We start from the raw sequence: 16,438 nt of genomic DNA, 5'->3' as shown, positions 1-16,438 counted from the left end.
CGACCGGACGTAGGATCAGCCTCGTGCTGGAGCGCCTCCCCGCCACCCCGCCCCGGCTGATGCGCGGGCTCGCGATGGCCGCGGTCGTCGGCCAGGCGGGCATCGCGGTCACCGGTGCCGTCGTCCGCGTCACCGGGTCCGGGCTCGGCTGCCCGACCTGGCCGCAGTGCTTCCCGGGCAGCCTCGTCCCCGTCCCGCACCCCGAGATCGCCGTGCTGCACCAGTGGGTCGAGTTCGGCAACCGCCTGCTCGGCATCGCCCTCGTGCTCGTCACCGCGGCCTGCCTGCTCGCCGCGGTCAACGTCCGACCGCGCCGGCGCCGGCTGATCCTCCTCGCCGCGACGATGCCCCTCGGCGTGGTCGCGCAGGCCGTCATCGGCGGGATCACGGTGCTCGCGGGCCTGGCCTGGTACACGGTGGCGCCGCACTTCCTCGTGACGATCCCGCTGATCTGGCTCGCGGTGCTCCTCGTGCGCGAGTCCTCCCCCGCCGCGATGGCCGCGCCGCCGGGCACGCCCTGGCGTCCCGTCGTCGTGCCGGCGCTGCGCGGGCTGCTGGTCGTCACATCGGTGGTGCTCGTCGCCCTGCTCGTGGCGGGCACGCTGGTCACCGCGGCCGGGCCACACGGCGGCGACGCCGCCACCCCGCGCCTGGCCGCGATCCCGCTCCCCTCGCTCGCCGCCGCGCACGCCCACCTGCTGTTCGCGTTCCTCGGCCTGCTCGTGGGCGTCGGGTTCATGGTGCACGCGGTCGGTGCGCCCCGGGCGGTGATCGTGCGCCTGCGGGTGCTCGTCGTCCTGACGCTCGCCCAGGGCGCCCTCGGCGGCGTCCAGTACGCCCTCGGCGTCCCCGAGCTGCTCGTGGCGCTGCACGTCCTCGGCGCCGTCGTGATCGTCGCGGCGGCGGCGTGGCTGTGGTCCGCGACCGCCGAGTCGGACGCCGTGACCCTCGGGTCGTCCGACGTCCCCGCGCCCGCGCTGGCCGGGAGGCCCTGACGTGCACGCCGTCCGCGTGACCGAGCTCGGAGGCCCCGAGATGCTCGTGCCCGCCGACCTGCCCGACCCCGAGCCCGGCGACGGCGAGGCACTCGTCGAGCTGGCCGCGATCGGTGTCAACTACATCGACACCTACTTCCGCACCGGCACCTACACGACGGCGCTGCCCTTCGTGCCCGGTCTCGAGGGCGGCGGCACCGTGCGCGCCGTCGGACCCGGCGTCACCACCGTCGTGCCCGGCGACCGCGTGGTCTGGACCAACACCCTCGGCTCCTACGCGACGCTCGCGACCGTCCCCGCCGCCGAGCTCGTGGTCGTGCCCGACGCCGTGGACCTCGAGACCGCCACCGCCGTGGCCCTCCAGGGGATGACCGCGCACTACCTGCTCCACGACACCTACCCCGTGGCCCCGGGCGACGTCGTCCTCGTGCACGCCGGCGCGGGCGGCATGGGCCTGCTCCTGTGCCAGATGGCCCGCGCGCTCGGCGCCCGGGTGCTCGCCACGACCTCGTCGGAGGAGAAGGACGCCCTGGCCCGCGAGGCCGGCGCGCACGAGACCCTGCGCTACGGCTCCACGAGCCAGGACCTCGCCGACCGCGTCCGCGCCCTCACCGACGGCGAGGGCGTCGCGGTGGTCTACGACGGTGTCGGCGCGGCCACCTTCGACGCCTCGCTGGCGAGCCTGCGCATCCGCGGCGTGCTGGCCCTCTACGGCGCCGCGAGCGGCCCGGTCCCGCCCGTCGACCCCCAGCGCCTCAACAGCGGCGGCTCGCTCTACCTCACCCGCCCCTCCCTGCACTGGCACGTCCGCACCCCCGAGGCCCTCGCGGCCCGGGCGTCCGCGGTGTTCTCGTCGGTCGCGGCCGGCGACCTGTCGGTGCGCATCGGCGGCCGCTACGCCCTCGACGACGCCGCCACCGCCCACCGCGACCTGCAGTCCCGGCGCACGACGGGGAAGCTGCTCCTGGTGCCGTGACCTCTCCATCTCGATCTCCCGAGGATGTCGCCGGCGCACCGCAGCCCTGACACTCCCGGGAGATCGAACGGGAGAGGTCGTCGGGGGCGTCGTGCGGTCTGCCGGCGGCTCCGGGGGCCGGCAGGAGGTCCGCGCGCACCTCTCCAGATCGATCTCTCCGGAGTGTCACCACTGTTCAGCAGCCCCGACACTCTCGAGAGATCGAGATGGAGAGCTGCCGGCGGACGGAACCGTCGGTGTGCGAGCTGCGTCGAACCCGGCATGGACCTCGAGCGACCGTTCCGTGGGTCCGAGGCCGTGGGGCGTGGTGTCCTCACGCCGGGGCGGCTCCGCGGACCGGGATTCGTCCCTCTCGGGCACGACGTGTACGTGGCCGCGGGGACGCCCGTCGACCGGGTGACGCTCGCCCGCGCCGCGATGCTGCGCCACCCGGACGGCACCGTCACGGGGACGGCCGCGGCGGTGCTCTGGGGGGCGGGCGCAGCGGTGGCCGACGCCGGGACGACGACCGAGATCCCGGAGCGGACCGAGGTGCTCGTCCCGGGCGCGGGCACCCGATCGCGGGGCGCCCTGGACGTCCGGCGCGCCGAGCTCCCGGAGGACGAGGTCGTCACGTGGCCGGACGGGGGTGACGGCGCCGTCCTGCGCCTCACCTCGCCGGGCCGCACCGTGCTCGAGGTCGCCCGCCGACTGCCCACGGTGGAGGCGGTGGTGGTCGCCGACGCCCTCGCCCGCCGCTACGGACTGCGCACGGCCGACGTCGTGGCGCTCGCCGACCGGCACACCGGCGAGCGGGGGATGGCGCGGGTGCGAGCGGCCGCGGCGCTGATGGACCCCGGGGCCGACACGCCGCGACGCACGCGCGTTCGGCTCGGCGTCCTGTCCGCGCGCCTGCCGGCACCGTTGATCGGCGCGGTGGTGACGGCGGCGACCACCGAGGAGGTCGTCGGCGAGCTCGACCTGGCCTGGCCGGACCGGCGCGGCGGCGTGCTCGTGGACCGGGCCCCGGACGACGCCTGGGCCCGCGCCGGGGCGCTGCTCGACCACGGGTGGGAGGTGGTGTCGCTCGGAGCCGGTGGCGAGCACCCCGTGGCCCACGTGGTCGAGCGCGTCGTCGCGTTCTCGGCGCGCCTCGACCGGCTGCGGTGGCGCGACGTCCCGGACATGCGGGGTCGCTACCCCCGACGCCCGGTGGCGCCGCGGCTCTGGGCCTAGCGACGGCCTGACGAAGTCCTAGAACGGCCAGCCGAAGACCGGCCAGCCGAGGGCCGAGTCCACCGCCACGGCCACGAAGAGGCCGGTGAGGTAGGTGTTCGAGAGGTGGAACAGGCGCATCGACTGCACCACCTCGTCGCGCTTGACCGCGCGGTCGAGACGGTGGGCCGCGACGAGGAACCACACCCCGCCGAGGGTGGCGGCGCCGAGGTAGATCCAGGACGTCGCGGGGACCAGCAGCGCCGACCAGGCCACCATCGCCCAGGAGTAGGCGACGATCTGGCGGCTGACCCGCCGGGGCGAGGCGACGACGGGCAGCATCGGGATGCCGGCGGCGGCGTAGTCGTCGCGGTAGCGCATCGCGAGCGCCCAGAAGTGCGGCGGCGTCCAGAAGAAGATGATCGCGAAGAGCACCAGCGCGGGCCACTCGACGGTGCCCGTCACGGCCGCCCAGCCGATCACCACCGGCATGCAGCCGGCGGCGCCGCCCCAGACGATGTTCTGCGACGTGCGGCGCTTGAGCAGCAGCGTGTACACGAGGATGTAGAACGCGATCGCCGCGACCGAGAGGCCCGCCGCGACCCAGTTCGCCGTCAGCCCCAGCCACACCGCCGACGCCGCGCCGAGCAGCAGCCCGAACACCAGGGCGTGCGAGCGCGGGACGGCCTCGCGGGCCAGGGGACGCTTGCGGGTGCGGGCCATCTTCGCGTCGATGTCCGCGTCGACGACGCAGTTCAGCGCGTGCGCGCTCGCGGCCGCGCCGGCACCGCCGACGAGCACCGCCAGCACGAGCCACAGGGACGGCACCGACCGCTCGGCGAGCATCATCGCCGGCACCGTGACCACGAGCAGCTGCTCGATGATGCGGGCCTTGGTCAGCGCCAGGTAGGCCCGCACGGTGGCGAGCAGACCGCCCCGCCGCGTCGCGGGGACAGGGCCGACCGCCGTGCTCACTGAGTGGCACCTCGCTGTGGTGGACGGAACTGCTCCTGGCACGACCCGCGTCTCCTACACGCTGTCGTCGGGGAAGTCTGCACCCCCACGGCTCCGCGCGCTCGCGGGGGGCGTCCCCGGGGCGGTGCGGTGTCCGACACGTCACGGGTGCGTGACGTCGTCGGGACCGGTTGCCGAACGACGCGGCGATCATAGGTGTGCGGTGTCCGTCCGGGGCGCGGAGGGTATACGCAGTGGCGTGCCATGACGGAGGATCGACGCAGGTCCCGGCCGCCGTGGTGTGGACCCGAATCGATCCCGTGGGAGCATCGCCCGGACCGGGGCGACATGGTCGTGCGACGCCGCCGTCCGACGCCGGAGCCCGGGCAAGGACCGACGCGCCGTGGCCTCGCCCACGGCGCACGACACGCGCAGGAAGGCACGGTTCGTGACCGCGACCGATGTGAGCAGCACGCAGCCCGCGAGCGAGGACCCCGACGAGATCCAGGCGCTCCTGACGCCGCATCGTCCGGACGACTGGTCCGACCTCGACCAGAAGGCCGTGGACACCATCCGCGTGCTCGCCGCCGACGCCGTCCAGAAGGTCGGCAACGGTCACCCGGGGACCGCGATGTCCCTCGCTCCCCTGGCCTACGAGCTCTTCCAGCACACGATGCGCCACGACCCCGCGGCGCCGGGCTGGCAGGGCCGTGACCGCTTCGTCCTGTCCGCCGGGCACTCGAGCCTGACGCTCTACCTGCAGCTCTTCCTCGCCGGCTACGGCCTCGAGATGCGTGACCTGCAGGAGCTGCGCACCTGGGACTCGGCCACCCCCGGTCACCCCGAGTACAGCCACACCCCCGGCGTCGAGATCACCACCGGCCCGCTGGGCCAGGGCCTCGCGTCGTCGGTCGGCATGGCGATGGCCGCCCGCCGCGAGCGCGGCCTGTTCGACCCGGACGCGCCGGAGGGCGAGAGCCCGTTCGACCACGTCATCTACGTCATCGCGTCCGACGGCGACATCGAGGAGGGCGTGACGGCCGAGGCGTCGTCGATCGCCGGTCGCCAGCAGCTGGGCAACCTCGTCGTCATCTACGACGACAACCACATCTCGATCGAGGACGACACCACCGTCGCCCTGTCCGAGGACGTCGTGGGGCGCTACGAGGCCTACGGCTGGCACACCCAGGTGGTGCGCGGCGGCGAGAACGTCGTCGGCATCCGTGAGGCGCTCGCCAACGCGAAGGCCGAGACCGGCCGCCCGAGCTTCATCGCGCTGCGGACGATCATCGGCTATCCCGCGCCGGAGAAGATGAACACCGGTGCGGCGCACGGCGCGGCGCTCGGCGAGGACGAGGTCCGCGCGGTCAAGGAGATCCTCGGCTTCGACCCGGACGCCCACTTCCACATCGACCAGGACGTCCTCGAGCACACCCGCGCGGTCGGCGAGCGTGGCAAGGCCGCCCACGAGCAGTGGGACAAGCAGTTCGCGGACTGGGCCGAGGCCAACCCCGAGCGCCGCGCGCTGCTCGAGCGCATGGCGCGGCGCCAGCTGCCCGACGGCTGGCACGAGAAGCTCCCGACCTGGGAGGCCGGCGGCGACCCCGTCGCGACCCGCAAGGCGCTACAGAAGATCCTCGGCGAGATCGGCCCCGTGCTGCCCGAGCTCTGGGGCGGGTCGGCCGACCTCGCGGAGTCGAACAACACGACGATCAAGGGCGCCGACTCGTTCGGCCCGTCGACGGTCTCCACGAACATGTGGGGCCGGATGAGCCCCTACGGCCGCACCCTGCACTTCGGGGTCCGCGAGCACGCCATGGGCTCGATCCTCAACGGCATCGCGCTCCACGGCGGCACCCGCGTCTACGGCGGCACGTTCCTGATCTTCTCGGACTACATGCGCCCGCCGGTCCGGCTCGCGGCGCTGATGAAGCTGCCGACGACCTACATCTGGACCCACGACTCGATCGGCCTCGGCGAGGACGGGCCCACGCACCAGCCGATCGAGCAGCTCGCCTCACTGCGCGCGGTGCCGGGCCTGTCGGTCGTGCGCCCCGCGGACGCCAACGAGACCGCCGCGTGCGTCCGCCACATCCTCGACAACCCGACCGGCCCCGCCGGTCTCGCCCTGACCCGGCAGAACCTGCCGATCCTCGAGGGCACCGACACCGACGGCGTCGGCCGGGGCGGCTACGTCCTCGCCGACGCGAGCGGCGGGCAGCCGCAGCTGGTGCTCATCGCCACCGGCTCCGAGGTCCAGCTCGCCGTCGAGGCCCGGAAGGTGTTCGAGGCCGAGGGCGTTCCCACCCGTGTGGTGAGCATGCCCTGCGTCGAGTGGTTCGAGGCGCAGGACCGGTCGTACACCCGCCACGTCATCCCGCCGGAGGTCAGGGCGCGCGTCTCGGTCGAGGCCGCCGTCGCCCAGTCCTGGCACAAGTTCGTCGGCGACGACGGCGAGTGCGTCTCCATCGAGCACTTCGGGGCCAGCGCCGACTACAAGACCCTGTTCCAGCAGTTCGGCTTCACCACCGAGCACGTGGTCGAGGCCGGACGCCGTTCGCTCGCCCGCGCCGCCGAGCGCGCCGAGCGCTCCTGATCCCGGTCCGCAGTCCGAGGAGGACCCCATGGCCAGCAACACCCCCCTCGCCGACCTCTCCGCGGCCGGCGTCTCCGTCTGGCTCGACGACCTGTCCCGCCAGCGCATCGAGTCCGGCAACCTCACCTCGCTGATCGAGGAGTACGAGGTCGTCGGCGTCACGAGCAACCCGACGATCTTCGCCAGCGCCTTCGCGGAGGCCGACCACTACGCCGAGGACCTCGACGGGCTCGCCGCCCGCGGCGCCTCGGTGGAGGACGCCATCCGCGAGCTCACCACCGAGGACGTCCGCCGCGCCTGCGACGTCTTCCGCGGCGTGTGGCAGCAGACCGGCGGCGTCGACGGGCGGGTGTCGCTCGAGGTCGACCCGGGCAAGGCCCACGACACCGAGGGCACCGTCGCCGAGGCCGCCGACCTGTGGAAGACGGTCGACCGGCCCAACCTCATGATCAAGATCCCGGCGACCGTCGAGGGCATCCCGGCGATCACGCGCACCCTCGCCGAGGGCATCAGCGTCAACGTCACGCTGATCTTCTCGGTCGAGCGCTACCGCCAGGTCATGGACGCCTTCCTCGCCGGGATGGAGCAGGCCCGCGCCAACGGGCACGACCTGTCGTCGATGGCGTCGGTCGCCTCGTTCTTCGTCTCGCGGGTGGACTCCGAGGTCGACAAGCGCCTCGACGCCATCGGCACCGACGCCGCGCTGAACCTGCGCGGCACCGCGGCGATCGCCAACGCCCGCCTCGCCTACGCGGCCTACCTCGAGGTGTTCGGCACCGAGCGGTGGGCGGCGCTCAAGGGCGCCGGCGCCAAGGCCCAGCGCCCGCTGTGGGCCTCGACCGGCGTGAAGAACAAGGCCTATCCGGACACGCTCTACGTCACGGAGCTGGCCGCGCCGAACACCGTCAACACGATGCCCGAGGCCACGCTCAAGGCGTTCGCCGACCACGGTGAGCTGCACGGCGACGCGGTCAGCGGCACCGAGGAGGCGGCCCGCGAAGTGTTCGCCGGGCTCGCGCACGTCGGCATCGACGTCGACGACGTCTACCTGACGCTGGAGAACGAGGGCGTCCAGAAGTTCGACGACTCCTGGCAGGAGCTCACCGCCACCGTGTCCGACCAACTGACCCGCCGGAGCCCGGAGCAGGCGCAGTGAGCGGCGGTGTCGAGGTCGACATCGTCGACCCCGCGCTCTCCGACGCCGCCGACGCGCTGGTCGAGAAGCTCGTCGGCGACGCCGCGGCGTCCAAGCTCTCGGCCGGGGACGCCACCCTGTGGGGGCCCGACGCCGAGCCCGAGGCGAGCAAGCGCCTCGCCTGGGTGGACCTCCACGAGACGTCGCGCCCGCTGGTCGACCGGCTGACCGCCCTGCGCCGCGCGCTGCACGACGACGGCGTCGACCGCGTCGTGCTCGCGGGCATGGGCGGCTCGTCGCTGGCCCCCGAGGTCATCTGCGCGACGCGCTCGGGCGGCGCGGTCGGCGGCGAGTTCCCGCTGGTCGTGCTGGACACCACCGACCCGATGCAGGTCTCCGACGCGCTCGCGGGCGACCTGTCCCGCACGGTGCTCGTCGTGTCGTCGAAGTCCGGCGGCACGGTCGAGACGGACAGCCAGCGCCGGGTGTTCGCCGAGGTCTTCGAGGCCAACGGCATCGACGCCGCGTCGCGGATGGTCGTCGTCACCGACCCGGGCACGAAGCTCGCCGACCTCGCCCGCGACGAGGGCTACCGGGACCTCGTCGAGGCCGACCCGGGCGTCGGCGGGCGCTACTCGGCGCTCACCGCGTTCGGTCTGGTGCCCTCGGCGCTCGCCGGCGTCGACGTCGGCGCGCTGCTCGACGAGGCGGCCGCGGTCGCCCCGGAGCTCGCGCGCGACAGCGCCGACAACCCCGCGATCCGGCTCGCCGCGGCCATGGCGGCGGCGCACGGCGCCGGCGCGGAGAAGGTCGTGCTCGCCGACACCGGCTCCGGCCTGGTCGGCTTCGGCAACTGGGCCGAGCAGCTCATCGCCGAGTCCACCGGCAAGCAGGGCACGGGCCTGCTGCCGGTGGTCGTCGAGGACGCCGAGGCTCCCGGCTTCGGCGACCACGGCAGCGACGCCACCGCCGTCGCGATCGGGCCGGCGGGGTCGGGCGCGCAGGTGTCGGTGACCGGCACCCTGGGCGGGCAGTTCCTGCTCTGGGAGCACGCGGTCGCGCTCGCCGGGCGCCTCATCGGCATCAACCCGTTCGACCAGCCCGACGTCGAGTCGGCCAAGCAGGCCACCCGCGACCTGCTGGCCGGGGCCGGCGAGGGGTCCGGGGACGCCGCGAGCGACGACGCCCCGATCGTCACCGACGGCCCGATCGAGATCCGGGCCGCGGGCGACGCGAGCTGGCTCGGGACGCCGGAGACCGTGATCGACGCGATCCAGGCGCTGGTGGACGCGGCGCCGGACCATGGCTACATCGCGATCCAGGCCTACCTCGACCGGCTCGACGACGCCTCGTTCGCGACGCTGCGCCCCGAGCTGGCGAAGGCCACGGGGCTGCAGACGACGTTCGGGTGGGGACCGCGGTTCCTGCACTCGACCGGTCAGTACCACAAGGGCGGGCACCAGAACGGCGTGTTCCTGCAGATCACGGGCTCGGTGGCCGACGACCTGGCCATCCCCGGGCAGCCGTTCTCGTTCGGCACGCTCGAGCACGCGCAGGCCCGCGGCGACGCCGGGGTGCTCGCGGCGGCCAAGAACGGCGGCACGCCGCGCCCGGTCCTGCGGCTGCACCTGGCGGACCGCGCCGCCGGGCTGGTGGCGCTCGCGAACGCGGTGAGGGCGGTGGGTCGGTGACCTTCGGGTCGGGGCACACGGGGGTCCGCGGGCACGACGAGTGGACCAACCCGCTGCGGGACGCGCGCGACAAGCGCCTCCCGCGGATCGCGGGGCCCTCGGGCCTCGTGCTGTTCGGCGTGACCGGTGACCTGGCCCGCAAGAAGCTGATGCCGGCCATCTACGACCTCGCGAACCGTGGCCTGCTCCCGCCGGGCTTCGCGCTCGTCGGGTTCGCGCGCCGCGACTGGGCCGACCAGGACTTCGCGGAGGTCGTGCACGACGCGGTGCGCGAGCACTCCCGCACCCCCTTCCGGCAGGAGGTCTGGGACCGCCTGGCGGAGGGGCTGCGGTTCGTGCAGGGCACCTTCGACGACGACGAGTCGTTCGACCGCCTCGCCGCCTGCGTGGCCGAGCTCGACGCCCAGCGCGGCACCAACGGCAACCACGCGTTCTACCTGTCGATCCCGCCGTCGGCGTTCCCGACCGTGTGCAAGCAGCTCTCGCGCTCGGGCCTCGCCGACGACGACGGCGACGTGTGGCGCCGCCTCGTCATCGAGAAGCCGTTCGGGCACGACCTGCGCTCGGCGCAGGAGCTCAACGGCATCGTCAACGACGTCTTCCCCGAGGACGCGGTCTTCCGGATCGACCACTACCTCGGCAAGGAGACCGTCCAGAACCTGCTGGCGCTGCGGTTCGCCAACGAGCTCTTCGAGCCGATCTGGAACGCCCACCACGTCGACCACGTGCAGATCACGATGGCCGAGGACATCGGGGTGGGCGGGCGCGCCGGCTACTACGACGGCATCGGGGCGGCCCGCGACGTCATCCAGAACCACCTGCTGCAGCTCCTCGCGCTGACGGCGATGGAGGAGCCGGTCTCCTTCTCCCCCGACGACCTGCGCGAGGAGAAGATCAAGGTCCTGTCGGCGACGACGCTCGCCGAGCCGATCGACGAGACCACCGCCCGCGGGCAGTACGCCGGCGGGTGGCAGGGCTCGACCGAGGTCAAGGGCCTGCAGCAGGAGGAGGGCTTCCCGCCCGACTCGGTCACCGAGACCTACGCGGCGATCACGTGTGAGGTGAACACCCGCCGCTGGGCCGGCGTGCCGTTCTACCTGCGCACCGGCAAGCGCCTCGGCCGGCGCGTCACCGAGATCGCCGTGGTGTTCAAGCGGGCCCCGCACCTGCCGTTCGACCAGACGATGACCGAGGAGCTCGGCCAGAACGCGCTGGTCGTGCGCGTGCAGCCGGACGAGGGCGTCACCCTGCGGTTCGGGTCGAAGGTGCCCGGCTCGGGCATGGAGGTCCGCGACGTCACGATGGACTTCGGCTACGGCACGGCGTTCACCGAGGCCTCCCCCGAGGCCTACGAGCGCCTGCTGCTCGACGTCCTGCTCGGCGAGCCGTCGCTGTTCCCGACCAACACCGAGGTCGAGCTGTCCTGGCGCATCCTCGACCCGGTGATCGCGAAGTGGCACCGCGAGGGCACGCCCGACAGCTACGCGGCCGGGACCTGGGGTCCGCGGTCCGCCGACGTCCTGCTCGAGCGCACCGGGCGCGTCTGGCGGCGTCCATGAGGGAGAGGGACACATGATCGTCGACCTGCCGTCGACGGACACGTCGGCGGTCAACCGCACGATGGTCGACCTGCGCGAGAGCGCCGGCGCGGTGGCGCTGGGGCGGGTGCTGACCCTGATCATCATCACCGAGGACGGCCCGGAGGCCGAGGCGGCGATCCAGGCCGCGAACGACGCGAGCCGCGAGCACCCCTGCCGCGTGCTGGTCCTCGCCCGCGGGGTGCGCCGGGCCGCGTCCCGCCTGGACGCCCAGATCCGCATCGGCGGCGACGCGGGCGCGAGCGAGGTCATCGTCCTGCGGATGTACGGGCCGCTGGCCGACCAGGGCGGGGCGATCGTGGTGCCGCTGCTCCTGCCCGACGCGCCGATCGTGGCGTGGTGGCCGGGCGAGGCGCCGGCGGTGCCCGCCGAGGACCCGGTCGGGTCGGTGGCCGGGCGCCGGATCACCGACGTCGCGCAGGCCAGGTCGCCGGCGAAGGCGCTGGGCAAGCTGCGCCAGCGCTACCACCCCGGCGACACCGACCTCGCGTGGAGCCGCATCACGAGCTGGCGCGCCCTGCTCACCGCGGCGCTCGACCAGCCGCCGCACGAGCGGATCACCGCCGCGTCGGTGACCGGGGCGGCGGACTCGGCGTCGACCGACCTGCTCGCCGGCTGGCTGGCCTCGCGGCTGGGCTGCCCGGTGAGCCGGAAGACCGAGGACGTCCCCGGCGGTCAGGGCGGGCAGATCGCCGCGGTGCGCCTCGAGCGCCCGAGCGGGCCGGTGGAGCTGCGGCGCCTCGACGCAAAGAGCGCGGTCCTCTCCCAGCCCGGGCAGCCCGACCGTCGCGTGGCCCTGTCGCGGCGCACCACCCGCGAGTGCCTCGCCGAGGAGCTGCGCCGCCTGGACCCCGACGACATCTTCGCCGAGGCGCTCGAGGCCGTGCCGGCCGGACGCACGCGGACGTCGAGGAAGGTGAGCGCGTGACGGGTCAGCCCGAGGTCCAGGTCCAGGTCGACGAGGAGGCGACGGCCCGCGACGCCGCCGACCGCCTGCTGACCGCGCTCGCCGAGGCGCAGGCCGCGCGCGGGTCGGCGTCGGTGGTGCTCACCGGCGGCGGCATCGGGATCGGGATGCTGCGCGAGGTCGCGGCGCTGGTCGACGGTGGGTCCCGGCGCGACGACGTCGACTGGGGCGCGGTCGAGGTGTTCTGGGGCGACGAGCGCTTCGTGCCCGCCGGCGACGCCGAGCGCAACGACGCCCAGGCCCGCGAGGCGCTGCTCGACGCGCTGCCCCTCGACCCCGGCCGCGTCCACCCGATGGCGGCCTCCGACGCCCCGGAGGACGCCGGCGGGGGCGACCCCGACCTCGCCGCCGACGCCTACGCCAAGACGCTGTCGGCGGCGGCGTCCCGGCTCGGCGGCGGCGCGGCGATCCCCGCCTTCGACGTGCTGCTGGCGGGCTGCGGACCGGAGGGCCACGTGCTGTCGGTCTTCCCCGACTCCCCCGCCGTGCACGCGGCCGCGGCCGGCGTCGTCGGGGTCCGCGACTGCCCGAAGCCGCCGCCCACCCGCGTGAGCCTCACGCTCCCCGCCGCCCGCCACGCCCGCGAGATCTGGCTGGTGGCGGCCGGTGACGGCAAGGCCGAGGCGCTCGCGCGGGCGCACGGCGGCGCGTCCGAGGTCGACGTCCCGATCGCGGGGCTGCGCGGCACCGAGCGGACCCTGTGGCTGCTCGACGAGGCGGCGGCCAGCCAGCTCTGAAGGCCCCGGTGATGCAGCGAACGCGCCATTCGTTGCTCTAGAAGCAGCGAACGGCGCGTTCGTTGCTCACCACGGGCGAGCGAGCCGCGCGATCGCTGCGTCTCGGGCGAGCGAGCGCCGCGGGCGCTCCGGTGCGGCCGGGGCCTCCCACGGGCGCAGGGAGCGCTCGAAGAGCTCCCAGCATCGGCGGTGGGCGAACCAGGCGCGGAGGAGGGCCAGGTCCTCGCGCGGCGTGTGCTCGCGGACCGGGCGGGACGGCCAGGCGGGGTCGCGCCCGGTCGGATCCCCGGTACCGCGGGAGTCGGCGCCGTAGCGCGCGACGAGCAGCAGGCCGGCGACCACGAGGACGCCGAGGACGGTGAGGGTGACGGCCATCGGGAGCTCCTGGGGTGGAGTGGCTGGATGTCTTCCACCGTGGCCCCCGGTGGCAGCTCTGCCCAGGGCCACCTCGTCACGGGTGGCAGCCAAGGTGGCAGAAGTGGCAGAATCACCGGCCATGGACGACCACCTCGGAGCCGGGAGCCTCGCGCGCCTCCTCACCGGCTGGCGCGACGGCGGTGGCCCGGGGACCAGCGCGCAGGCCGCCCTGGCCGGGCGCATCACCTCGCTGCTCGCCGACGGCCGCCTGGCGGTGGGCACGCGGGTCCCGAGCGAGCGCGAGCTCGCCGTCGCCCTCGGGGTCGGGCGCGGCACGGTCGCCGCCGCCTACGAGGAGCTGCGCGAGGCGGGCCACCTCGTGCGCCGGCGCGGTTCGGGCACGTGGACGGCGGTCCCCGCGACCCGGCCGTCCGGACCGGGCGCGTCCCCCGCACCTCTCGACGGCGCCCTGCACGTCGGCGCCACCGGGTTCACGCCCTTCGCGCCCATGGGCACGCCGACCGCGCAGGTGCCCGGCCGCGAGGTCGTCGACCTCGCCCACGCCGCACCGTGGGCGCCCATGGAGGCCGTGACCGCAGCGGGCGCCCGGGCGCTCGCCGAGCTGCCCACCCACCTCGCGAGCACGGGCTACGACGTCCTCGGGCTCCCCGTGCTGCGCGAGGCCGTCGCCGCCCGGCTCACGGCGCAGGGCCTGCGGACCTCGGCGGACGAGGTGATGATCACCGCCGGCGCCCAGCACGCCCACTCCCTGGTGACCCGGACGCTCGTGCGCCCCGGCGACCGCGTGCTCATCGAGCAGCCCACCTACCCCGGGGCCATCGACCTCTGCCGCCACGCCTCGGCGCGCGCGGTGCCGGTCGCGATGGTCGAGGACGCGGCGACCGGCCGCCCCGGCTGGGACCTCGACGCCCTCGCCGCCGCGATGCGGGCGTCCTCGCCGACGCTCGGCTACCTGGTCGCCGACCACCAGAACCCGACCGGCGCGGTGATGGCCGCCGAGACGCGGGCGGCCGTCGTGGCCGCGGCCGGCCGGCACGGGGTCACCCTCGTCGTCGACGACTGCCTGCGGGACATGTGGCTCGACACCCCCGTCCCGCCGCCGCTCGGCGCCTGGGCCGGAGCGGGCGGCACCGCGGTGATCACCACCGGTGGTCTCTCGAAGACGGTGTGGGGTGGCCTGCGCATCGGCTGGCTGCGCGCCCCGCGCACCCTGCTGCGCCGCATCGCGGCCGCCCGCTCGTCGGACGACATCTCCACGCCGGTCCTCGAGCAGCTCGTCGCCGTCGACCTCGTCGAGCGCCTCGACGAGCTCGTGGAGCAGAGCCGCCGGGTGCTGGCGCACCGCCGCGACCACCTGCGCGCCGCCCTCGCCGAGGCGCTGCCCGAGTGGCGCGTGCCGAACCCCTCGGGCGGCTTCAGCCTCTGGGTCGACCTCGGCGCTCCCCGCTCGAGCGCCCTGGTCGAGGCGGCCGGCCGCTTCGGTGTCCACCTCGCCGCCGGTCCCCGGTTCGCCACCGGCGGGGCGTTCGAGCAGTACCTGCGGCTGCCCTACACCCTCTCCCCCGACGCCCTCGACGACGCCGTGGCCCGGCTCGCCGAGGCGTGGGACTCCCTCGGCGCCGGGGCCTCCACGCTCACGACCGTCGTGTGAGCCCACGCCGCTCGCCCTCCCACGGGCGCAGGCTGCGCTCGTACGCCGCCCACAGCTGCTGGTGCGCCGCCACCCGCCGGGCCAGCCGGCCCAGCAGCACCGCGTCCCCGCGCACGGTGTGGGGCCGGCTCGTCACCGGCCAGGCCGGGTCGCGACCCGTCGGGTCCTGCTCGCTGCGGCTGTCGACGCCGTAGCGCGCGACCGCCAGGAACCCCAGGACCAGCAGCACTCCCCAGAACGTGACCATCTCGTCCATCCCCTCGTCTCGCCGATGGGGACAATTCTCGAAGGCCGGAGCCCTGGACTCCATGGCGAACTCACGGGGATAGTGGCGACATGACTGCAGTATCGGAAGCCCGGGGCACCCAGCGCCTGGAGAACGACAAGCTGCTCGACGAGACCAACCGGCGCATCCTCGCGGAGCTCGAGGCGGACCCCCGCCAGAGCATGTCGGCGCTGGGCCGGCGCATCGGGATGTCGGCGCCGGCGGTCACCGAGCGGGTCCAGCGCCTCGAGCGGACCGGCGTCATCCGGGGCTACCGCCTCGACATCGACCCGGCCGCGCTCGGCTACCCGATCGCCGCGTGGGTGCGGGTCCGGCCGGCGCTGGGCCAGGGGAAGATCTCCGAGCAGCTCGCGGCCCGGCAGCCCGAGGTCGTCGAGTGCCACAAGATCACCGGCGAGGACTGCCTGCTCATGCGCGTGCAGGTCCGCGACGTCGCCGACCTCGACCGCGTCCTCGAGATCTGGCAGGACCACGCCGCCACCGTCACCGCGGTGGTGAAGTCCAGCCCGGTCGAGCTGCGGAACATGCCGACCGACAGCTGACACCCGTGCCCACCGCCCCCCGCGGCGAGTCCCCGTCACGCCACGTCGGACGGGGCGGCCCGATCCGCGTGCGCGGCGATCTCGGCGCGGACCCACGCCGCCACCTCCGCGACGCCGGGTCCGGTGCGGACCGACGCGAGGACGGTGGGGCGTCCCTCGCGGACCCGCGCGGCATCGGCGGCCATGCGGTCGACGTCGGCCCCCACCAGCGCCGCGAGGTCGACCTTGTTGACCACGAGCAGGTCGGCGCCGGCCACCCCGGGCCCGCCCTTGCGGGGGACGTCGTCGCCGCCCGCGGTGTCGAGGACGAAGATCTGGCGGTCGACGAGGCCGTAGCTGAACGTCGCGGTGAGGTTGTCGCCACCCGACTCGACGAGGACGAGCTCGGGGTCGTGCCGCTCGACGAGGTCCTCGACCGCGTCGAGGTTGGCGGTGATGTCGTCGCGGATGGCGGTGTGCGGGCAGCACCCGGTCCGGACGGCGACGACCCGGTCGTCGGGCAGGACCGCCTGGCCGCGCAGGAAGTCGGCGTCCTCGGTGGTGTAGATGTCGTTGGTCACGACCGCGAGCGAGAGCTCCTCGCCCAGCGCCCGGCAGAGGGCCGCCACCAGGGCCGTCTTCCCGGACCCCACGGGCCCGCCGATGCCGACGCGCAGGGCGCGGCCGTGACGGTGGAGCGGGGTCGCGTCCACGGCTCCGCCGTTCAGGTCCTCGTGGTCGAGTCGGTGCACACCGGGA

15 protein-coding genes are annotated in these 16,438 nt (G+C 74.7%); 11 read left to right on the top strand and 4 right to left on the bottom strand.

Going from position 1 to position 16,438, the window contains the following annotated elements:
* Window positions 1-59 precede the first annotated feature (59 nt).
* From PH190_RS22265 to PH190_RS22255, 3 genes are all read left to right on the top strand, one after another.
* The gene (locus tag PH190_RS22265; protein ID WP_420791694.1) at window positions 60-995 is read left to right on the top strand and encodes a COX15/CtaA family protein; all 936 of its coding nucleotides are present in this window, start codon (window positions 60-62) and stop codon (window positions 993-995) included.
* Window positions 996-1,035: 40 nt separating this feature from the next.
* On the top strand, window positions 1,036-1,971 hold the full coding sequence (locus PH190_RS22260) for a quinone oxidoreductase family protein (RefSeq protein WP_274233803.1): 936 nt from the start codon (window positions 1,036-1,038) through the stop codon (window positions 1,969-1,971).
* 369 nt (window positions 1,972-2,340) lie between these two features.
* A complete protein-coding gene (locus PH190_RS22255) occupies window positions 2,341-3,186 on the top strand; it encodes a hypothetical protein (protein WP_274233707.1) in 846 nt (281 codons plus the stop codon).
* Window positions 3,187-3,204: 18 nt separating this feature from the next.
* On the opposite strand, the gene PH190_RS22250 is transcribed toward PH190_RS22255, so the two are convergent.
* Window positions 3,205-4,140 (bottom strand): heme o synthase, encoded by a 936-nt coding sequence (locus PH190_RS22250; RefSeq protein ID WP_274233706.1) that lies wholly within the window; start codon window positions 4,138-4,140, stop codon window positions 3,205-3,207.
* Window positions 4,141-4,567: 427 nt separating this feature from the next.
* On the opposite strand from PH190_RS22250, the gene tkt reads away from it, so the two are divergent.
* Genes tkt through pgl form a run of 6 tightly spaced genes read left to right on the top strand, consistent with a single transcriptional unit; the run spans window position 4,568 to window position 12,843 of the window.
* Entirely contained in the window at window positions 4,568-6,715 is a 2,148-nt protein-coding gene (gene tkt, locus PH190_RS22245) for a transketolase (protein WP_420791690.1), read from the top strand.
* 28 nt (window positions 6,716-6,743) lie between these two features.
* Window positions 6,744-7,871, top strand: a complete 1,128-nt coding sequence (gene tal, locus PH190_RS22240) for a transaldolase (RefSeq protein WP_274233705.1) — start codon at window positions 6,744-6,746, stop codon at window positions 7,869-7,871.
* Entirely contained in the window at window positions 7,868-9,541 is a 1,674-nt protein-coding gene (locus PH190_RS22235; protein WP_274233704.1) for a glucose-6-phosphate isomerase, read from the top strand. Before tal ends, PH190_RS22235 begins: the two co-directional genes overlap by 4 nt.
* Window positions 9,538-11,100, top strand: coding sequence for a glucose-6-phosphate dehydrogenase (gene zwf, locus PH190_RS22230; RefSeq protein ID WP_274233703.1), 1,563 nt, complete (start codon window positions 9,538-9,540; stop codon window positions 11,098-11,100). The genes PH190_RS22235 and zwf overlap by 4 nt, the downstream gene beginning before the upstream one ends.
* A 13-nt stretch (window positions 11,101-11,113) precedes the next feature.
* The gene (locus PH190_RS22225; protein ID WP_274233702.1) at window positions 11,114-12,067 is read left to right on the top strand and encodes a glucose-6-phosphate dehydrogenase assembly protein OpcA; all 954 of its coding nucleotides are present in this window, start codon (window positions 11,114-11,116) and stop codon (window positions 12,065-12,067) included.
* Entirely contained in the window at window positions 12,064-12,843 is a 780-nt protein-coding gene (gene pgl, locus PH190_RS22220; protein ID WP_274233701.1) for a 6-phosphogluconolactonase, read from the top strand. The genes PH190_RS22225 and pgl overlap by 4 nt, the downstream gene beginning before the upstream one ends.
* 66 nt (window positions 12,844-12,909) lie before the next feature.
* On the opposite strand, the gene PH190_RS22215 is transcribed toward pgl, so the two are convergent.
* The gene (locus tag PH190_RS22215) at window positions 12,910-13,218 is read right to left on the bottom strand and encodes a hypothetical protein (protein ID WP_274233700.1); all 309 of its coding nucleotides are present in this window, start codon (window positions 13,216-13,218) and stop codon (window positions 12,910-12,912) included.
* A 121-nt stretch (window positions 13,219-13,339) separates the two neighbouring features.
* Between PH190_RS22215 and yczR the strand changes: the two genes are divergently transcribed.
* Window positions 13,340-14,872: a MocR-like transcription factor YczR gene (gene yczR / locus PH190_RS22210; RefSeq protein ID WP_274233699.1), complete on the top strand. Its 1,533-nt coding sequence runs from the start codon at window positions 13,340-13,342 to the stop codon at window positions 14,870-14,872.
* Here yczR and PH190_RS22205 read toward each other — a convergent pair.
* Window positions 14,856-15,128, bottom strand: a complete 273-nt coding sequence (locus PH190_RS22205) for a hypothetical protein (RefSeq protein WP_274233698.1) — start codon at window positions 15,126-15,128, stop codon at window positions 14,856-14,858. The two genes, yczR and PH190_RS22205, sit on opposite strands and share 17 nt — an antisense overlap.
* Window positions 15,129-15,208: 80 nt before the next feature.
* On the opposite strand from PH190_RS22205, the gene PH190_RS22200 reads away from it, so the two are divergent.
* Complete coding sequence (locus tag PH190_RS22200; RefSeq protein WP_274233697.1) at window positions 15,209-15,700, top strand: Lrp/AsnC family transcriptional regulator; 492 nt, start codon at window positions 15,209-15,211, stop codon at window positions 15,698-15,700.
* A 35-nt stretch (window positions 15,701-15,735) separates the two neighbouring features.
* On the opposite strand, the gene ureG is transcribed toward PH190_RS22200, so the two are convergent.
* Window positions 15,736-16,392 (bottom strand): urease accessory protein UreG, encoded by a 657-nt coding sequence (ureG, locus tag PH190_RS22195; protein ID WP_337993845.1) that lies wholly within the window; start codon window positions 16,390-16,392, stop codon window positions 15,736-15,738.
* Between the last annotated feature and the right edge of the window lie 46 nt (window positions 16,393-16,438).

The sequence above is a fragment of the Actinomycetospora straminea genome, assembly GCF_028737255.1.
Lineage (GTDB): Bacteria > Actinomycetota > Actinomycetes > Mycobacteriales > Pseudonocardiaceae > Actinomycetospora > Actinomycetospora straminea.
Note: the sequence above shows the minus strand (reverse complement) of the source record. Positions and strands in the feature narration are given on the sequence as shown.